This is a genomic window from Singulisphaera photorubra (genome assembly GCF_045290345.1).
Lineage (GTDB): Bacteria > Planctomycetota > Planctomycetia > Isosphaerales > Isosphaeraceae > Singulisphaera.
The window spans coordinates 8491056-8510966 of sequence record NZ_CP155447.1 but is presented as its reverse complement, the minus strand read 5'-3'; the positions used below and the strand labels follow the sequence as shown (position 1 = coordinate 8510966).

13 protein-coding genes, 1 tRNA gene and 2 pseudogenes are annotated in these 19911 nt (G+C 62.2%); 10 read left to right on the top strand and 6 right to left on the bottom strand.

All coding sequences use genetic code 11. From position 1 onward, the window contains the following. Positions 1-89: 89 nt before the first annotated feature. Positions 90-1076: an acyl-CoA desaturase gene (locus V5E97_RS31960; protein WP_406695596.1), complete on the bottom strand. Its 987-nt coding sequence runs from the start codon at positions 1074-1076 to the stop codon at positions 90-92. A gap of 289 nt (positions 1077-1365) precedes the next feature. Between V5E97_RS31960 and V5E97_RS31955 the strand changes: the two genes are divergently transcribed. From V5E97_RS31955 to V5E97_RS31945, 3 genes are all read left to right on the top strand, one after another. Next, complete coding sequence (locus V5E97_RS31955; RefSeq protein ID WP_406695595.1) at positions 1366-1722, top strand: low affinity iron permease family protein; 357 nt, start codon at positions 1366-1368, stop codon at positions 1720-1722. 301 nt (positions 1723-2023) lie between these two features. Further along, positions 2024-2521, top strand: coding sequence for a hypothetical protein (locus V5E97_RS31950; RefSeq protein ID WP_406695594.1), 498 nt, complete (start codon positions 2024-2026; stop codon positions 2519-2521). A gap of 1020 nt (positions 2522-3541) precedes the next feature. Continuing rightward, positions 3542-4834, top strand: a complete 1293-nt coding sequence (locus V5E97_RS31945) for a hypothetical protein (protein ID WP_406695593.1) — start codon at positions 3542-3544, stop codon at positions 4832-4834. Between the two features lie 341 nt (positions 4835-5175). On the opposite strand, the gene V5E97_RS31940 is transcribed toward V5E97_RS31945, so the two are convergent. Continuing rightward, positions 5176-6591: a di-heme oxidoredictase family protein gene (locus tag V5E97_RS31940; RefSeq protein WP_406695592.1), complete on the bottom strand. Its 1416-nt coding sequence runs from the start codon at positions 6589-6591 to the stop codon at positions 5176-5178. Between the two features lie 137 nt (positions 6592-6728). Between V5E97_RS31940 and V5E97_RS31935 the strand changes: the two genes are divergently transcribed. Beyond that, positions 6729-7112: an alpha/beta fold hydrolase gene (locus V5E97_RS31935; RefSeq protein ID WP_406695591.1), complete on the top strand. Its 384-nt coding sequence runs from the start codon at positions 6729-6731 to the stop codon at positions 7110-7112. Between the two features lie 32 nt (positions 7113-7144). On the opposite strand, the pseudogene V5E97_RS40500 reads toward V5E97_RS31935, so the two are convergent. Further along, positions 7145-8030: pseudogene (locus tag V5E97_RS40500) on the bottom strand (transposase). A 198-nt stretch (positions 8031-8228) separates the two neighbouring features. Here V5E97_RS40500 and V5E97_RS31920 point away from each other — a divergent pair. Next, positions 8229-8570 (top strand): YciI family protein, encoded by a 342-nt coding sequence (locus V5E97_RS31920; RefSeq protein ID WP_074308375.1) that lies wholly within the window; start codon positions 8229-8231, stop codon positions 8568-8570. A gap of 888 nt (positions 8571-9458) precedes the next feature. Here the strand turns inward: V5E97_RS31920 and V5E97_RS31915 are convergent. From V5E97_RS31915 to V5E97_RS31905, 3 genes are all read right to left on the bottom strand, one after another. Then, positions 9459-9545 (bottom strand) — tRNA-Leu (locus tag V5E97_RS31915). Positions 9546-9994: 449 nt separating this feature from the next. Then, entirely contained in the window at positions 9995-10843 is an 849-nt protein-coding gene (locus V5E97_RS31910) for a YitT family protein (protein WP_406695588.1), read from the bottom strand. A gap of 131 nt (positions 10844-10974) precedes the next feature. Next, positions 10975-11877: an aldo/keto reductase gene (locus V5E97_RS31905; protein WP_406695587.1), complete on the bottom strand. Its 903-nt coding sequence runs from the start codon at positions 11875-11877 to the stop codon at positions 10975-10977. A gap of 249 nt (positions 11878-12126) precedes the next feature. Between V5E97_RS31905 and V5E97_RS31900 the strand changes: the two are divergent. The 5 genes and pseudogenes from V5E97_RS31900 to V5E97_RS31880 all read left to right on the top strand — a co-directional run. Beyond that, positions 12127-14862, top strand: a pseudogene (locus V5E97_RS31900) (DUF1549 domain-containing protein); the annotation flags it as partial. Then, on the top strand, positions 14745-15284 hold the full coding sequence (locus V5E97_RS31895) for a DUF1553 domain-containing protein (protein ID WP_406701250.1): 540 nt from the start codon (positions 14745-14747) through the stop codon (positions 15282-15284). The pseudogene V5E97_RS31900 and the gene V5E97_RS31895, both read left to right, overlap by 118 nt. Before the next feature lie 28 nt (positions 15285-15312). Beyond that, the gene (locus tag V5E97_RS31890; RefSeq protein ID WP_406695586.1) at positions 15313-16734 is read left to right on the top strand and encodes a DUF1501 domain-containing protein; all 1422 of its coding nucleotides are present in this window, start codon (positions 15313-15315) and stop codon (positions 16732-16734) included. 65 nt (positions 16735-16799) lie between these two features. Further along, positions 16800-17570: a rhamnogalacturonan acetylesterase gene (locus V5E97_RS31885; protein ID WP_406695585.1), complete on the top strand. Its 771-nt coding sequence runs from the start codon at positions 16800-16802 to the stop codon at positions 17568-17570. A gap of 306 nt (positions 17571-17876) precedes the next feature. Beyond that, positions 17877-19691, top strand: coding sequence for a redoxin family protein (locus V5E97_RS31880; RefSeq protein WP_406695584.1), 1815 nt, complete (start codon positions 17877-17879; stop codon positions 19689-19691). Positions 19692-19911: the final 220 nt, after the last annotated feature.

Sequence of the window (19911 nt, the reverse complement as noted above, 5' to 3'; positions counted from 1 at the left end):
CACCATCCTCAAAATCAAAGGCGAACAAATCACCTTTAACTAACTATTTCAATATTAAATTCGAGTTAATGCCATCGCCTGAACGCGAATTAAAAACTCGCTCGACGATTCCTCGGCGACAACCCACCCGGTTCCGTGCCCGTGGGCGTTTCACGCTCCGCCTGGGCCTGTTTCGATGGGAGCTTCACGTTCCACGCGAGGCCCACAGCTTCGAGGGTCCGAATGACCCAATAGCTGAAGTCTATCTGCCACCAGCGAAGCCCGTGGCGGGCCGAGGTCGGAAACGCGTGATGGGTGTTATGCCACCCCTCTCCCAGGGCCAAGATTCCGAACACGGCGTTGTTCCGGCTCTCGTCGCCGCTCCGGTACGGCCGCCGCCCCCAGAGATGGCACGCCGAGTTGACGCTCCAGGTCACGTGGTGGACGAGGAAGATGCGAACCAGTCCGCCCCAGATGAAGCCGGTCCAGACGCCCACCCAGGTCCCGGTTAGCAGTCCGCCGAGGGCGGCCGGGATGACCAGTCCCAGGACGATCCACAAGGGAAAGAGGGCGCTCGTCACGCGCAGTACACGGCTCTTTTCGAGGTCCGGGACGTAGCGGGACAATTCCGCGGATTCGGGCTCGAAGAACCAGCCGATGTGGGCACGCCAGTAGCCCCTGATCCAACCAAGTAGGCCTTGGCCTTGGTGGTGCGGGGTATGCGGGTCGTCCAGCATGTCGCTGTGCTGGTGGTGCCGGCGATGCAGCGCGACCCACTTCAGGAGCGCCCCCTGGACGGCCATCGACCCCAGGACCGCGAGGACGAATTTCACCACGATGTTCGTCTCAAATGACCGGTGGACGAACAGCCGATAATAGCCGACGGTGATGCCCAAAGCCGTCAGGAGGTACATGCCCGCGAGGAGTTCCAGGTCGACCCAGGCGAAGCCCCACCCCCACGAGTGGGCCACGGCGACCACCAACCCGACCAACGGGCCGAGGATGGCGACGAAGGTCGCCATCCGTGCCGCTGGCGACATCGGCACCGTCGCGGCTTCGTGCGGTGCGGACCCGTCGGCCTGCGGCGCGGTTGGCATGGCGGAGTTCCTCGATCCCGTCACTCCTCGACATTTGAGTAACGTCAACATGTCTTCTCGGAAATCAGGCAAATCCCGTGCCGGTCCTGCCCGACGAACTCGCCGCCAACCACGCCGATGAGAAGGCTGCAGGGCCTGGTCACTCCGGACGCGGGTTTGGGGTCGTGGTGAACCACGAAGTGTTCGACGAAGACACCTCGCTGGATTCAGGCGGCCAGTTGATCCAAGGGAAACCACGCCGAAACGTTGGATCGTCCCCTTGTCGCGTCGGGGTTTTCGAGAACTCTTGATGGTCTTCCAGATACAGGACGCCCAGAACCGCGAGTCGAAGGCGCGTCACCTCAAGCTCGACGAACTGATCTCGGGCGTTAATCGGAACTGGGACGCCGACCTGGCAGGGGCAAGGGGGGGTCTCACCTCACCGCAAAGCAGGGCTGACCGTGGACCCACGGTGGGCGGGGATCCCGGCCGCCCTCGCACCATTATGCGAGGCTCAGTCGCTCGTCAGCCGGAACGCCGTTTGCTCCAAAATCCAGCCGGCTCCTGTCGCCATTCCATCATCCACGATCCCGGGACAAAACCCATGAAGCTCGAATCCCTCCGAGATCGCTTGATGGAGCAACTCCGTGACCTCTACGACGTCTAGAACCACAGCACCACTGCACTGCCGAAGATAGTAGGCGACGACCTCGCTCGAGCTCAAGTCGGCGTTCGAGTGGCCTCTGAAGGAGACCGAGGGTCAGATAACCCGCCTGGAACAGGCCAAGGAAGTCGCAATCGCCAACCTTCTCGAGCAAACACTTGCCGAGAAGGAAGCGACCGACAAGGCCGTGAGCGAACGCGCCAAGAGTACGATTCATCTCGAGACTAAATGAGGCCTTACCGAACGGCCTCTTTACGGACTCCGGACATTCTTCGAGTGACTACTTATTACACGCAGGTGGATCATGGCCGAGAATCACCTTGCAACCTATCTGAACGACCACCTATCGGGTTCCGAGGTCGCCCTCGGACTGCTGGAGCACATCAACCGGATGCACGCCGGGGAATCCGTGGCTCGCTTCGCGACCGAGTTGCGGGATGAAATCACAGCCGATCGACATGAGCTTGAATCCCTGATGGCCCGCCTTGAGATCGCAGAAAGCCGTCCTCGCAAGGCGGCGGCATGGATGTCAGAGAAGCTCACTGAACTCAAGCTACGTATGGACGACCGATCCGGGGGGCCATTGCAACAACTGGAGATTTGGGACGCGTTGTCGATCGGCATCGAGGGTAAGCGCTTGCTGTGGCGAGCGCTGGCCGAAGCCGCCACGCTCCGGTCCGAACTAATGGGACCCGACTATCATCTCTTGGAGGGCCGTGCCGAGGACCAGCGTCGGAATGTGGAAAAGGTGAGACTTGAAGCCGCCAAAGAGGCCCTCGGGCCAATCCCATCGACCGGTTGAAGATCCTGACAATGCGGGCGTGGACGACCGCGATGAAGGTGAGTTCGGCCCGGACTCAGTCGGAGTTCATCTTGAAGCGGTGGCTTTCAGAACATCGCCAACATTCGTATTGGGTGCCCGACGAATCCCCAGGGATCGTAGTCAGTTTCTTTTCGCCTCGTGCGAGTGTGAGCCCTCGACGGATCCAGTTGCGATCAGGCAATCCTCGTCCCCGGAATCGGTTCGCACGATTGGCCCGCGTCTGATCGAGCGTCACACCGGCTTCGGGATCGCGGACGTCAACCAGGGCCAGGCCCGCTCGTGATGCATCGCTCGCGGTGTTTGAAGGCCTGACGGTCCCGTTCAACGGCACGCGGCCCCCCGGGGGCCGGAAAAAGGGAACGTCAATTGCTGGGTGCCCAAATCCTTGAGAGGCGAATTAATGTCCATTCCTGGGATCTAAAATTCCCAACCTTTCAGGTGGCCACTTCCAGTACCTCGGGGGAGGACGCTGTAGAAATCGATCTCGACACGCGGGGCGGTAGCTGGATGACACCTCAGACTGCAGGAGTGGAGGCGCCGGCAAGAGTCTCTTCGAGGTCTGTCCGAACTATGGCCGGGCTTTCAGCCGACTGTCGAACCCACCGTCTTCCCGGCGGTGGTTGCTCAGTTGAAAACCTATTTTTTATGCGTGTTGATGCCTCGCAGTTCGCGTCTGAAAATAATCCATCCGATCGCCTCCGCTTGCCTTTATTCCACCGGTCACGATCGGGAAGGCCCTCTCTTGCGGCCAAGGACCGTTACCGCTGCAGCACACAAAACTCCGCGCCCAAGTTGAACAGGTCGCAGCTTCGAACTCGTACAGCCCTGCAAAAACGCAAAACAATCGGCCTGATATTTGCATTTTTATTGGCTGTAAATTTATTTCTGAAACACGAGTCGGACCGGGGGCGGGACGGGGGCAAGCAAATTGCTCTCGGACTCCGGCAACGGGATGAGGCTCGTAGGTCCGATGGCCGACTGGTGAGAGGGGTGGCCCCGGTGAGGTTGCATTTTGAGACGAGGATGATCGGCCTAGCGGCCGCGTGGCTGGCGATCCTGATGGGGGGGGCGGAAACGGCGTACGCCCAGGCGTCCAGACGAGCCAAGAAGCCAAAGCCAGCCGCCAAGGCCCCATCACGGCCAAGAGCGTCGGCGGGAGAAACGACTGTTTCCGACTCGATCACGCTCCGGGACGGCACGGAACTGCTCGGGCAAGTCATCGAACCATCGCCGAAGGGTACCCTGATCGTCCTGGCACGACGGGACTGGGTCCGGGCCAACCTCCCCGACCGGATCGAGGGATGGGAAGCCGACGAGCGTGCCGCGACCGTCGCCGCCACGCGCCAGCGACGAGAACGCCTGGCTGCCTGGCGAGAGGAGCGCCCGGCCGCACCCGGCCCGGGAGATCGGATCACCAACTGGCTCGACCGTGAACTGGCCGAATCGTCCGGTCCAGGTGAGCCGTCGCCCCTGATCGCCGTCCGGCTCGGTCGGGGCGACGTCATGACCGTCAAGCAGCGGGGAGAGACGGCGGCCCGAGCCCTGAGGGGCGCCTGGTTGCTTGGCATCGCCGACCCGGAGACGACTCCCCTCGCCACGCTCGCCGACGCGATCGCCGGCCGTGGCCTGATCCTCCAAGGCGATGAGCCGATCGATCTCGACCGGCTGCTGCCGCCATCCGTGGAGCCCGAAGCCCGCTGGCTGCTCCGCCGCGCGGCGACCGAGGCCCTCAATGACGAGGGCCTTCGCTTCATCCGGTTCGGCTCCTCCGTCCTGCCCGAGCCCCTGCCCGGACAGCCCCCGGACCCATCGGCGGGTGCCGCACTGGTCGGCGGCACGATCAGGGACGTCCTCGGCGTGGGCGGCCCCGATCCGCTGCCCGCGAGGCTCCGGGACGTCGCGGCCCGCGGCCGGGTCGGGGCGATGGTCACGACGATCGAAGTCGCCCCCGACCTGAGTGCCGTGTCAGCCGAGTCGGCCCTGTACTATCGCGGCTCGCGCGGCTGGGAACGCGGCCCCTGGAGAACCGGGAGCCTCCAGTTTGGGGCCGTCCCCCCGGTCGTCGTCGGCGCAGTGGCCCGCGATCCGCAGGTCCAGGCGGTGATGGGATTCGTCGAATCGATCGGGGGTGGGCTGGTGTCGCCCGAGATGAAGCAACGGGGCCTGATCATGGGGACGACCGCCGGCGGGGCGGTGCTCCTGGCCCGAACGGCGCTGGTGACTTCTCTCGCGGGCGTCGCCCTGGAACTCGAGAGCGCGACTCCAGATCGACGCACGCGGCCCAAGCCCTGAGTGGTCACCTGACGGCGGGGCGGCCGCCACATCCGGGTCGTTCTCTCAGAAAGGGCCGTGTTGGGGCCGCCCGCTATTATTTAGCCTTAGGACGCTCGCGTCACTGGCCTGGACCCTCGGTCGGGATGGCTAGAATCCTACAATATGGCTCGACATTGGCACATGGCTTGCCCCCACAACAACCAAACGCTCAATCATATCAATTATTCTAAATACATTTTCAGTATGTCAACTTCAACGATGAGCAAGGGAGTCGCTCCCCGAGAGCAGGGGCGAAGGTGCGATCACGAAGAGCATCGAGTCATTCACTTCTCAGGTCCCGTCTGGGTCTGTCTCCCGCCTCAAGGTCGTTGTGACTGGCTGGGCAGCTCATCCTCTGCTGCAGGGGCGCAGAGCGAGTTGAGGAACGCCCCGAGCTGCTGCTTGCGGCGCGACGAGAGCTGCGCGTATCGCCGAGCCGAGACCGCACCTTGGCCGCCGTGCAACGTAATGGCCCGGTCGATCGTCAGGGCGCGGCCGTCGTGCAGGTAGGGCCCCGAGTCGCGGAGGCCCCACAGCGGAGGCGTCCGCCACTCCCGATCCGTCGCGCCTGCGGCGCGGCCTCGACCACCTGCGGCGAATTCTTCGCCCCCAGCCGGTGGCCCGACGAAGACGTCGTACGAGCCGGTGTCGCCCAAGCCCAGGCCCATGTCGTGCAGCAGCAAGTCACTGTAGACTCCCTCGACATCCCCCACCCTCGGCAGGTGACAGCCCGCGCAACCAATTGAGCCGAAGGTCGCCTCGCCAGCCTTGACCCGCGCCGCCTCGTCGGCATCGAACGACTCGCGGATGGCCGGCTCGGGGAGGCTTCGCACGTAGGCGACCAAGGCGTCGCACTCTGCCTCGTTCATATCCAATCCCGCCGCGCCCACGCCGGGGAGGCGGGGGTCAGCCGCTTGGTGGCGACCGGGGAGTTCCAGTCCGACCTCGGTGGCGGCGGCCGAGAGGACGAACTCCGCGAGCGTCGCCGTCTGGGCCTTCCAGCCGAAGCGGCCGATCCGACCGTCTCTCAAGCGGCTGACCCGTCCCCGGACCCGCGTCGAGTCCGGGAACTTCCGCTTCGCGGCCGCCTCGATCGCTTCGTCCGGGAGCGAATCGAGCAGGGCGGTGCCGAACAGGGGCGTCGGATTACGTTGTGTGGTCCGGATCAGGGCGGTGCCGTGCGGGCCGGGCACCGCAGCGCGCCAGGAGTGGTACTCGGGGTCGGTCCCGAAGTGGTGCAGCACCACGCTCCGTGACGTGCGGAAGCCGGGGTGAACGGTCGCCAGCACGCTCGCATCGATCTCCGGCCCGCGGCGAGACGGCTCCGACAAATTGCTTACGGAGCGGTACGTGCCTTGCCCCGTGCCGAAGCCGATGGCGAAGGAATAGGTGAATTGATAGCCTTGTGACCGGCCCCCGGTCACCGTGGCGACGTCAATGTTTCGCTCGACCGGACCCGCGCCGCCGGGGCCTCCTTGATCGTGGCAGGCAAGACACGACCGGGCATTGAAGACCGGACCGAGCCCGTCCCCCCCGTGACTCCTGGGATCGTTTGGCACCCAGGCCCGCGAGAACAGATCGCGGCCCTCTCTCAGGGTCTGCTCCCGAACAGGCGCCGGCCCGGCGGAGTTCGTGTCGGTTTCCTTGGCCTGGGTTGCCCCGGCGACGAGCAGCAGCGTTAGCCCGCCATACAAGAATGAATAGCCCGAAGACCGGACTGTTGATGCCGAGAACACGGTGGAACTCCGTTCTAAGCCGTGGGTCCGGGACAGGTCATATCGTAACCCAAGCCTCTATGCCCGGGATAGAGAAGAGCGAGGACGAATCATGTTCTATGAATGGTTTTCAATGTCGCAGTGAGGGATACCCCGAGGTGCTCATGATTCCCCGGGGCGCGGACGCGGTACGCGGGAGCAGCCGTCCCGGGATCTTCACGGAGGTCGAGCTCGATCGCTATCGTATCGCTTGGTCGGAACCCGGCGCAATCACCGCGATGATCAACTGGTACCGGGCGGCGATACGGAATCGCCCCTCTCCCCCTCCTGATCCCCGAATCCACGTCCCGACCATGGTCATTTGGGGCGAGAAGGATAGCTTTCTTAATCAGGGAGGCGCCAAGGCAAGCCTCGAACAGTGCGGCCGCGGGAGACTGGAAGTCCTCGAAGAAGCGACAGACTGGGTGCACCATGAGGAGCCGGAGCGGGTGAACCGGCTGCTGATCGGTTTCTTGCGCAGCGAGATCGAGCCGTCCCGATAATTCAGCCTGGGATCAGACTAGACGTTCGGACCTCAGGCCACGGCTGATAGCTTGTGGAGTAGTTTCCTGATGCATTCTGGTGAGGGTAGCTCCTCGCCGGACTCTCCGCAAACTTTGAATTCCCACATCTGCAAGCGTAACGCACCAAGCATGTCCGTGAACGTCGGCATCACTCGGTCCTCGTACCACGGACGTTCCCGTTCGACGTGGGATCCCTCATGACCTTTCACGCAGTACCACAGGATCGTCAGCGATCCCACGAACCACGCCATCGGGTGCGCCCGCTCCACGCTCCGCACCCGCGGATCGTGCAGCCCGAGGAACTGCTTGCTGTCGAAGAACGCCAGTTCCACACTCCATCTTCGGCAGTATCCCAGGATCACGAAACCTGCCGAGGCCGTCGTGTCCGTCGACACCAACGCCTCGTCGCGCCATTGGCCCAGCGGGTCGCGGACCATCACCTGCACCCGAAGCTCGCGTGTCCCCTTCGGGAAGTCGATCGTCAGGAGTTCCGCCGGGTAGATCGTGGTGTCCTCGATCATCGCCTTGGGGTTCGGGAGGCGATCCCCCTTCTTGCGCGAGGCGCCCCTCGGCTTGGGCTGTCGCGGGGCGGGCCGCTCGTACGTCGACGGCCACCCAGACGACACCGCCGGGGACCAGATGGGTGAGGATCAGCGTGGCCAGGACGATCCCCAGGTCGTCCCACTCCCAGCATGCGGAGTGGAACACGGCATAGGCGGTGTCGTGGTGGCGCCGGGCAGCCAGGCCGGTGGCCTGCCCGACCTCGCTGATGGTATGCGGGCCAAGGCAGACGATCCAACCGGCGATCAGCGCCTGGAAGGTGGAGTAGACCTGGGGATGGAAGACATCGCCGAACGCCTCTACCAGCGCGGCAAGGCCGGGGATAAGCTGATCCATCGAGCGGACCTCCGTGCGTTGCCCGATCCTGGTGTGCTTGAACACCCTCCAGAATACCGGCCCCGTGCGTGATGGTACCGTCTCCGAGGGTCAGTTTCGCGCGATGATGAGGGGGATTCCCAACTCGGTGGAGCAACTCAAACCACTGTTAGGCATGGCCTGTATCACTAACCGCAAAATTCTGAGAGAAAGAAGATCATGGCAAAGTATCTCATTTCATTCCCCAGTGCTGCAATGAATGTACCCGACAGTGAGTGGGAGGCGGTGGGTCGAGACGCTCATGCCGTGATACGCGAGGCGAAGGAAGCGGGCGTCTACGTTTTCGGCGGTGGTATTGATGAAACAGTACCGCCCGTTCTAGTTTCGGCCAATGGCTCAGTCGCTGAGGGAGGCTACCCGTGGGCGCCTCCGCTCAATGGTGGATTCACTGTACTTGAGCTGCCTTCAAGTAAGGAGGCCATCGCATGGGCCGCACGTATCGCGAAAGCGTGTCGCTGTGATCAGGAGCTTCGAGTATTCGGGTTTGATCCAGAGTCGTGAGGTCGGAGTGTTGGTCCGCTCGTCTTGCATAGTCAAGGACTGCTGAAAAAGTCCGAAAGTCTAGTCAGAGGCTTGATCCGGAGGCCAGGGAGACGACCGCTATCGAGGCAGGAAGTCTCCGGCAATGTTCAGTAGCAGATATGTTCAGTGAAACGGCCTTGGAGGAGTCGTTCACGGCGGCGGGGGGGGATAATAATGGGCTTGATCCGAAGACCAGGGACGGTCGCCATTGCGAGCGGGAACTGCCGACCATGTACACTGGTTAATTTGTTCAGTCGCGGTGGCCTTGGAGGAGCCGTCCTCGAAGTCGAAGGGAGAGTCTCGATCTGAAAGAGTCAGTTCGAGGAACCTCGGCCGTGGAGGAAACCGGAGGTCAAGAGGTCGAGAGTTCGTAACGATTGGGGTCGAACCTACTGCCCCCTGTTGGACCTGGCAGGAACCAACAGGTCACGCGGGTGAATGCCAAAAATCCCAAAGAAAGCCGAAATTCAAGGGCAGTCCTGGAGGAAACCGCCCGGTCAAGCGAGCGTCAGGCCTCGTAAGAGTTCGGGTTCACTAACCTCGTAACGATTCGGGTCCATTGACAGCCCGTTCCACGGCGTGCATGGCCGATTCGGCGTCGCCCCTGTATGTCGAATTCAAGGAATTCTTGTATTCCCGCCCCGCATAGCGAGATCGGGTTACACAGAGTTTTCCCTCTTTCCCCAAATTCGCCATGGTCCCTCCGTCGCGACGGATGGCACCGTAGGAGCGGTCTTTTTTGAGGGACCCGATTCGGGGCCACACGATGCCCTGCGAGTGCCGACTGAGGCACATTGAGGTACCGGTGAGGAATCACAACGAAAAAAGGGGTTGCGGCTAGTCGCCGCAACCCCTTTCATCGTAAGGTGCCGAAGAGAGGACTTGAACCTCCACGGGCATGGTTAGCCCACTAGGACCTGAACCTAGCGCGTCTGCCAATTCCGCCACTTCGGCCTGACAGGATAGGTTTTAATCGATCCGCCCTGGTTCGTCAAGGGGCGACTCAGGGAAGGATAGCAAAATTGCACGCTGACAAGCGTGGGACCTTCGGCACGTCGCGAGGCCAAACTCACTGGAACGGCACTTGTCCGCGTACGGACTGTTGCGGTACCCGCCCACTCGGTCCGTGCCATGGGACACGTCCCCGATTCGGGGTTCACTGTCTCAGGCACAATGAGAAGCACTCTCGGGATCAGCAGACATCGCTGAGAGAAAGTCTAACTCGATCGAGAGGACGACTTCACGCCCCAAAAAATCCTCCCCACCTCACTTTTGTTGACGGTGACGGCTCGGGGGAGCAAACCCCGCAACGAGTCGCGGAGGATCAGGGCTTGGGGCTTTGGGCAGGGAGGCACGAGGAAAGCGGCCTGGAAGTGCGGGCGCGGCGCGGAACGATCCGGGGTTTACATGTGGGCCGACTTCTTGAGGATTCCGCCTTTGACGTCGGCCAGGGGATAAACGTACACGAACGCCACACGGTCGATCTCGGTGACGATGTCCATGATCTTGCCGATTTCAAGCCGGGTGACCACGCAAAAGAGGATGTCCTGGTCGGTCCCCGTCATCCCTCTGCGCCCTTTGTAGATCGTGACTCCGCGGCCCAGCATGCCGGTAATCGCCTGGCGAATCGCATCGCTGTGCTCGGAGACGATGTTAATCGCGGTATATTCTTCGATACCGTGCAGCAGGAAGTCGAGCGTCCTCGAGGCCGAGACGTAAGTCAGGATCGAATACAGAGCGGAGTCGGCTCCGAGGAAAAAAGTGGCGGTGAGGAAGATGATGATGTTCAGGCCAAGAATGACGTCGCCAACCCGAAAGAGATGGCTCTTCTTGCTGATCAAGAGGGCCGCCACGTCCGTGCCGTCGAGCACCGCCCCTCCGCGCATCGCCAACCCCATTCCGGCCCCGATGAAAAAGCCGCCGAAAACCGCCGTTAAGAGCTTGTCGGAGGTCACGTCGGGATAGTGGACCGTCGCGAGGCAGATCGCCAAGCCAACGATCGCCGCGGAGCTTCGAATGGCGAAGGCTCGGCCGATCTGACGGTAGCCGAGCGCGATAAACGGCAGGTTGATGATCACGATCAAGGCGGAGAGCGGAAAGCCAAGTACCTTCGCCAGCAGCATCGACACGCCCGTGGCGCCGCCGTCAATGAAGCGGCTCGAAAAAAGAAATCCATGCAGACCCATCCCCGCGGAAAGGATGCCAACGATGATGAACAAAGCATTCTTGAATTCACGTCTCGCAAGTTTCATAGCCTAGAACGTAACCGAATCGCCAAAACCTGACAACCGGCTTCACTCACCTTTTAGCTGCGTCAAGCCTGACAAAGGAGGCAAGTCCAGTCGGTATTTGACGACTGAATCTCCGACCTTATTTGCCAAGGTCACGGAAAGCGGCCGGCGTGCCGGCGAACCCGGTCTCCATGCGCGGCTAACCGGGAATATTCGAAGGGGTCGAGCGGCTCGGGGGCGTTGAGAACTTCCAGGTCTTCTTCCAACTCAGCACGGTCGTGCGGAGCCGCAAGGGCCACCGTGACCGAGGGAGACTGGAGTGCGAATCGATACCAAGACGGAGCAGGGGGCACGGAAAAGCCAGGAGGATCGTCAGGCGTCGGCCGCAACAGGGCCCCCCAGCGCAAGGCAGTATAAGCGATCACAGGGAGACCCAGGTGATCGGTCGTCGGGAAAATTTCACGCTCCGCCCCCCGATGAGCGGCGTTGTACCGGACCATCAAGACATCGAGCAGTCCACTGCGAGCCATCTCGGCGGCGAGCGGCCGCTGATGGCTGGTGATCCCAATCTTGCGGATGACCCCAGCACGCTGCGCGGCCCGACAATAATCCAAGGCTCCGCCGGGCGCGGCGAGCGTGTGCCATTCAGCCGCTTGTTCAATGTAGTAGAACGTCAGCACGTCGATCGAGTCGGTCTTGAGCGTCGCCAGGATCATGCGAAGCTCATTTGCAGCCTCGGCCGCCGTCCGAGCGCCGAACTGGACACAGACGACGACCGACTCGCGCCGAGGCCCAAGCGCCGCGACAGCTTGGCTCACCGCGTCCGGGCCGCCGGGTTCGTCGGACTCACCCGGCCAACTCAAAAAGTTGATCCCACGGTCCAGCGCGTACAGAACGTCGTCCGGCGTGAGCGCGGCACCGCCTCGTGTGGCCAGACCGAGCCGACAGACCGGCCGACCGAATGCCGAGGCGGGACACACCAAGTACGAAGGGACGAGCGATCCCAAACTTCCCCCGGCGGCGACATCCCCAACTGGATCGACAGGCTCAAGCATCGGCAGGCACTCGCGTCAAATTTCAGAATCTGCGACTGCCACGGACTCCACGATAACCGGGCAAGGTGGCGGATTCGACGGCCAAAAAGAAACCAACGAAGGACTTACCGCATGCGGTCGTCATCGATTTCGTGAGAACGCGGCCAGGGCCATGTGGATCACCTGATCGTCGGACGCAAACCTTCGGTACTTTCTCACGTCGGCGTTGGCCAAACCAATCCGCGAAACCACGGGCAACCGCGGTTTTCGATGCAATCGAGTGCGAACTTTGCAAGAATGACCCGCGTTCGACAGACACCTGGTTTGAGTTCCAGTACCATGGCTCAATCAGAGGTCAAGACCAAGCCTCCGTATCTCGTGCGACTCCCCAAGGCCGATTCAGTCAGACAAGTTCGAGGTGCCCCCTTGCGTCTCTCAACTTTGACGATACTGGGATTGGCACTCGCCGCTTCTTGGGTCTCGGGCCACCTTGCGCAAGCCGAGGAGGCCCTGGACTTTGACCGCGAGGTCGCGCCGATCCTGGCGCGACGCTGTCTCGACTGCCACTCCGGATCTGACCCTAAGGGAGGCCTCGACCTCTCGAGCCGGTCCTCAGCGCGGCGAGGCGGCACCAGCGGCGAGGCGTTCGTCCCCGGCAAGCCGGACGAAAGTCTCCTCTGGGAACAGGTCGCGGACGGGACGATGCCGCCAAAGTCGGCGCTGTCCGCGGCGGAAAAATCAACGTTGAGACGCTGGATCGCAAATGGGGCAGGGTGGGGACAGGATCCGATCGACACCTTTCGCCTGTCAACGGAGAAGCGCGCCGGGCGCGACTGGTGGTCCTTACAGCCGGTGGTTCGGCCAACGCCTCCGGCAGTCTTCGACGCATCCTGGTGTGAAAACACGATCGACCGATTCATTCTCCATCGACTCGATACCGAGCGGCTCACTCCTCGTCCGCCCGTCGATCGGAGAACCCTGATTCGCCGACTCTCATTCGACTTGCTGGGACTTCCGCCGTCACCGGAAGAGGTCGACGCATTCGTACACAATGAGCGAACCGACGCTTACGAACGGCTGGTCGATCGCTACCTGGCCTCGCCCCAATATGGAGTGCGTTGGGGACGGCTCTGGCTCGACCTCGCTCGGTACGGTGAGAGCCACGGCTTTGAGCACGATGAGTTCCGGCCCGATGCCTGGCCGTATCGAGATTGGGTCGTCAACGCCCTCAACCGTGACCTTCCTTACGACGAGTTCACGCGGCTGCAACTCGCGGGAGACGCGCTGAGGCCGAACGAGTCTGACGCGATTGAAGCGACCGGATTTCTGGTCGCCGGGGCCTTCGACAGCGTCGGGCAAGGCCAGCAAAGCGCGGCCATGCGGAAGGTGGTCCGTCAAGACGAGCTCGAAGACATGGTCAGCACCGTCGGCCAAACCTTCCTCGGCCTGACCATCCACTGCGCCCGCTGCCATGATCATAAGTTCGACCCCATTCGCCAGGTCGATTACTACCGGATCGTCGCCTCACTGGCCGGAGTTCGCCACGGGGTGCAAGACGTGGCCCCATTGGCGCCTGACGTCCAGGCGGCCAGACGTCGGATTCCCGAACTCCAACGCCGGCTGCTCGCAATCGAACAGCCCAGCCGGGCGCAACTTTCCTCCTCTTCCACAGTCAATCAGCTTCCCACGCCACCGGTCCCGATCGCACGATGGGACTTCGATCAGGACGAACAAGACCATGTCGGCAAGCTGACGAGCACACTCGTCGGGGGAGCCCGGCTGGGGCGGAACGGAATCAAGGTCCACCCCCCTTCGGGATTTGCCAGAACCGTTCCGCTGACGGTTGACCTGAAGGCGAAGACGCTCGAAGCCTGGGTCAGGCTCGACCTGCTCGAACAGTCAGGAGGCGGAGTCATCGGGGTCCAGACGCTCGACGGCCGTGCCTTCGACACGATCGTTTTCGCCGAACGCGAACCAGGCCGCTGGATGGCCGGCAGCGAGAACTACGCGCGGACACAGAGCTTTCACGGAACCGAAGAACTCGAGGCCGTCCGCCGCCCGATCCACATCGCGATCGTGTACGACGAAAAGGGCACGATCACCGCCTACCGGGAGGGAAAGCCGTATGGAACCCCGTACCAAGCGCCGGGGCTCACCACGTTTGCGGCGGGCCAAGCCCAGGTCGTCTTTGGCTTGAGGCATGGTCAGCCCTCTCGCGAAACGACGCTCAGCGGACAAGTGCTCCGAGCGCGGTTGTACGATCGGGCGCTCTCGGCGGAGGAGGTTGCGAGTTCCTCGAGGTCCGAACACGATCTCAGCGCGATCGCGTCGACCGAAGCAGGGCTCTCGCCCGAACTTCGGTCCGAACGGGCCCGGCTGCTGGCCGAGCTTGACTCACTTTGGTCCCTGGTCGAAACGAGTGTCCGCAAAGTCTACGCGAATACGCCACGCCCGCCGGAGCCGGTTCATCGACTGATCCGAGGCGATGCCTCGCAACCCGCTGAAGTAATCGCCGCCGGTGGCCTGTCGGAGGTGGCCGAGCCGGCGGCCGACTTCGGACTGACACCCGACTCGAGCGACCGCGAGCGTCGGCTCCGGCTCGCCGCTTGGGTCACCGACCCGCGCAATCCTCTGTTCGCGCGAGTGATCGTCAATCGGCTCTGGCAGGGGCACTTTGGTTCCGGCTTGGTCGAGACCTCCAGCGACTTCGGGTTCCAAGGGGGCCAGCCATCACATCCTGAGTTGCTCGACTGGCTCGCCGCCGAGCTGGTTTCGCAACACTGGAGTCTCAAACAGATCCATCGCCAGATCGTGACCTCGGCGACGTATCGCCAGTCCTCGCGACTGAATCCCGAAGCCGCGAAGCGTGACGCAACGAATCGACTTTACTGGCGCAAGGCTCCCCTGCGGCTCGAGGCCGAGGCCGTCCGCGATGCGATGCTTGCCGTAGCGGGCGTCCTGAACCCACGGCAAGGGGGGCCGGGCTACCGCGAGTTCAAGGTCGCGAGTGTCAAGGCGCAGCCTCGACTCTGTACACAACGATCGAGGCGGTCGGCCCCGACTTCGATCGTCGCACGATCTACCGGACCTGGGCACGCGGGGGACGAAGCCACTTTCTCGATGCTTTCGACTGCCCCGACCCCTCGACAACCGCCCCCCGACGCGCTGTCACCATTACCCCATTGCAAGCCCTGGCCTTACTCAACAACGACCTCACCCTCCGCCTGTCCGATCGTCTGGGGGAGCGACTGCAAAGCGAGGCCGGCGAGAACGTCGAACGGCAAGTCGAGCGGGCCTATCAGCTCGCGTTCGGCCGAGCGCCCACCGGCGTCGAGCGCGAGCGGGCCCGTCAGGTCGTGGTGAGCCACGGCTTACCCGTCCTGGCCCGCGCCATCTTCAACAGCAATGAATTTATCTATATTGATTAATAATACCAGAGAGGGAGGAGGGGACCGAATGGACCGTCGCGAGTTCTTCTCATGGGTCCGAAACGGTCTCGGCGGTGCAGCGCTCGCCGAATTGATGCTCCGTGAAGGCACGCTCCAGGCGGCCGTGCCGGGTGAGTCGGCGTCTCACTGTCCCCACTTCGCCCCCAAAGCAACTCGGGCAATCCACATTTGCCTCGTCGGGGCCCTGAGCCAGGTGGATTCGTTCGACTACAAGCCAGGCCTGATTCGAGCCCACGGCAAGTCCCTGCCGTCGAACGAGCGACCCGACGTCTTCTTCGGCCAGGTCGGCCGGCTCCGTCGGCCCGACTGGGAATTCCGCCAGCGCGGTCAGAGCGGCCTCTGGGTCTCGGACCTCTTCCCGGAACTCGCGACGGTGGCCGACGAGCTCACCGTGATCCATTCCATGTTTGCCGAGACCTCCAACCATACGCCGGCCACGTTTCAGCAAAACAGCGGGTTCCGGCTCAATGGGTTTCCCACCTTGGGGGCCTGGATGAGCTACGGCCTAGGAAGTGAGGCCGATGACCTGCCCGCCTTCGTGGTCATCCCGGACGCCCGGGAACGCCCCCCCGGGGGCACGATCAACTGGACCAACGGCTTCCTGCCCGCACGCCACCAAGGCGTTGTCATCCGTTCCAATGGCCCGCCGATCGATGACCTCTTCCCCGCTCGCGCGATCGCGGCGGACGCCGACGCCGCCGCGCGCAACCTCGCCGCCGCGATGAACCATCAACATCTGCGTGATCACGACAACGATGATGTGCTCACCGCCCGGGTGCGCGGCTACGAGCTGGCCGCCCGGATGCAGGTCGCCGTCCCCGAAGTGGCCGATCTCCACGGCGAGCCCGCAAACACCAAGACCCTCTACGGCCTGGACCGGCCCGAGACCGCCGACTTCGGCCGCTCGTGCCTGATCGCTCGCCGACTCCTGGAACGTGGGGTCCGGTTCGTTCAACTCTTCTCGGGAGGAACGTTCGGTAGCCCGCGGAGAAACTGGGACGGACACGAGGACATGCGGGAAAACCACAGCCAGGAAGCACTAAGAATTGATCGGCCGGTCGCGGCACTGATCCAAGACCTGCGCCGTCGTGGCTTGCTCGACGACACCCTCGTGCTCTTTACCACCGAGTTTGGCCGCACCCCGTTCGCCCAGTCGGCCTCGGACATCGTCGGCAAAGGCCGGGATCACAACCCGAATGGTTTTTCCGTCTGGATGGCAGGCGCGGGCTTGAAGCACGGTTTCGCCTACGGATCGACCGACGATATCGGCTGGAAAGCGGTCGAAAACCCGGTCCACTGGCACGACTTTCACGCCACCGTGCTCAAGCTGCTGGGAGTCGACCACGAGCGATTAACGTATTACCACAACGGCATTCAAAGGCGTTTGACGAACGTCCACGGCAACGTGATCCGTGAGATTCTCGCCTGATTGATTCCGTCCGCGGCAGAGACGACATCACTGAACGAGACCTCAGTCGGAGCCGGAGGCAAGGCATGGCGCACCCCACCCGATCCTCCAGGTCAATGGTTCGCAGAGCAGGGGGGGTCTTGCTGTTGATCACGGCACAGACCTTCGCGCACCCGCCGATGGCTCCGGCCATTGAAGCTCGCGACGCGAAGAAGTCGGTCGCCACGCCGAAGATACGCATCGTCCTGAGTGGTGACTCGACGGTGGCGGACGGTTCGGGGTGGGGACCGAGTTTCGCCCAGCGGGTTGGCCCAGGCGTTGAGTGCATCAACATGGCCCGTTCGGGCCGGAGCTCACGGAGCTACGTGGACGAAGGCCATTGGCGGAAAGCGTTGGAATTGCAACCCAACTACGTCCTGATTCAGTTCGGCCACAACGACCAACCAGGAAAAGGACCGAAACGAGAGACCCACCCCGAAACCAGCTATCGGCAATGCCTGACCCGATACATTGATGAAGCCAAGTCAATCGGCGCCCAACCGATCCTCGTGACCTCAATGACGCGCAGGCGATTCTCTCTCGAGGGAAAAATCGAATCTGACCTCGGTCCCTATGTCGTGGCCGTGAAGCGGCTGGGCCGAGATAAGTCGGTCCCGGTCGTCGACCTGCACGCCCGAAGCATCGAACTTCTGAACACGATGGGCCCTAAGGCCGCCGAGGTCCTCAACCCGAGAGACATCAAGACAGGGAGTGCCGACCGGACCCACCTCACGCCCAAAGGGGGGGAACTCATGGCCGACCTCGTCGTCCAGGAACTCAAGAAGGTCGAACCGACTCTGGCAGGTCGGCTCGACTGAGCCAAGAGTCACACAGCTGCATAACTGCATTCATTCTGCTTGCAATCCTCGCGGAGCGCCCTCGTTCCACATCAGGTGGGCACGATTCCCCCCTTTGGTGTTCCGTGGGGCCGGCGGGCTCGGCTTCGAGGATCTTGGATAACAGCCACCCGCTTCAATATGGCTTATTCTTTAAATCCGTAAACTAAACCTTGTTTCGGTATTTCACGTCTTCTTGATTCTCCTCGAGCCCGTTGCTCCCTCACGTTTCCTCGGTCACAATCAAGACTCCTTATCTTGGGAACTTGAAACCGGGAGAAAAGGACGATGCGTCGAAGGTGTCGATTTCGGCCGGCGATCATCCTTGCACTCATCCTCGGTCTCCCCGCCCGTGGAGACGGCGACGACCGCAGTCCCATCGGCCAACGGGTTGACAACCTGCAATTCAAGGACATTCGATTCCTCACACGGTCGCTCGACGACTTCGGGAAGAAGAAAGCCTTCGTCGTTGTCGCGACCAACACAACCTGCCCTGTCGTGCAGCGTTACCTTCCGGTGCTCGCTCAGCTCGAGAAGACGTATCGCGACCGCGGGGTTCAGTTCCTGGCCCTCAACGTCGGGCCGGACGACTCGATTACCGAGATGGCCGCGCGATCCGTCGAGGCCAAGACCGAATTTCCATTCGTCAAGGACATTGATTCGGCTTGCGCCCGGAAGCTTGGCCTGAGGCGGACACCCGAGTCCGTCGTCATCGACTCCCAGTCCCGGATTCGCTATCGCGGCCGGATCGACGATCAATTCCGGTTGACTGGCGAGCGCCCCCAGGCCTCCCGACACGACCTTCGCGACGCCCTCGAAGACATTCTTGCGGGCCGAGAGGTCGCACGGAGCGAGACATCCGTGGATGGTTGCCTGATCACAGCACCTGATCCAAGCAGGTTGGGCAAGGTTCCCACGTTCGCCGAAGACGTGGCCCCTTTGGTTCAACGGCACTGTCAGGACTGCCATCATCGGGGGGCCGAGGCCCCGTTCCCCCTGGTCACGTATCGCGATGTCGCCAGCCAGGCGGCGATGATTGAGGAAGTGGTCGGCGACCGACGCATGCCTCCTTGGTTCGCGAGCGACAAGCACGGGCGATTCGCCAACCGCCGCGGCCTGAGCGAAACGGAGCGGGAGACATTCCTGGGTTGGATCCAGGGGGGAACGCCCAGGGGAAACAGCGGGCAAGAACCGAAATTGCGAGAATTCCCCACCGGAAAATGGCGGATCGGCACCCCTGACCTGACAACCACCATGCTACTGGCGCACGAGATTCCAGCCACCGGCTATGTGGACTATCGCTACGCGATCTTACCCTTTGTCTTCACTCACGACACATGGGTTCAGTCGATCGAGATTATTTCTGACAATTCTCGGGCCGTCCACCACGCGAACCTCGCCTATAATAAGCTTGGTGAACGACCGCGTCAGGAAAACTTTATCACCGGGCGAGTTCCTGGTGGCGATCCCATGGTCCTGGATGACGGGACGGCCTACCTCATTCCCAAGGGGAGCGTTCTCGGCCTCCAGATCCATTACACGACGACGGGCAAGGCCGAGCGTGTGCGGCTCTCGGTCGGGTTGAAGTTTCCGCGCACCGTGGTTCGGAAGCAATTGCAACACCGGCAGGTTTACACTACACGATTCGAAATTCCTCCGTTTGCGCCGGCCCACCCGGTCTCCGCCAGCCGCCAACTCAATTTCGACGCAACCGGAGTCGGTCTATTCGCACACATGCATGTGCGCGGCAAGGATATGACGTTTCTCGCCCGGCATCCCAACGGGCTCACCGACACCCTTCTTCTGATTCCCAACTACCAATTCGACTGGCAGCAGTCCTTCCGATGGACGCCCGGGACCAAGAAATTCCCCAAAGGAACGACGTTTGAAGTGCTGGCGCACTTCGACAACTCGGAGTTCAACCCGTTCAATCCCGACCCCAAACAGACGGTCGGCAACGGCGATCAAACCTTCAATGAGATGATGTACGGCTTCTACTTCTACACCCGCGACGACGAAGACCTGGCCCTGTCAATCGACCCCGCGACGGGAGCAGTGCTCGAGGGAAATCCAGGAGCGACTTCGTTTCCGCAAATGCCTTGATCTCAGTTTGACACCGCGATGAGATCAAGTTCGACGTCCGCACCAACTCGATTCGTGCCCATCGAACGCCGTCTTCCCAACATGTCAGACACATCGCTAGGCGTAAGCAAGGAGATACGTCTTTCAACCCATCGACTCTGTTCGGATTTTCAATGCAAACTTGTGTGTCGGCCAACGACTTTGCCGACTTCAATGAAAAAAGGATGGTAAGCTACAGCGA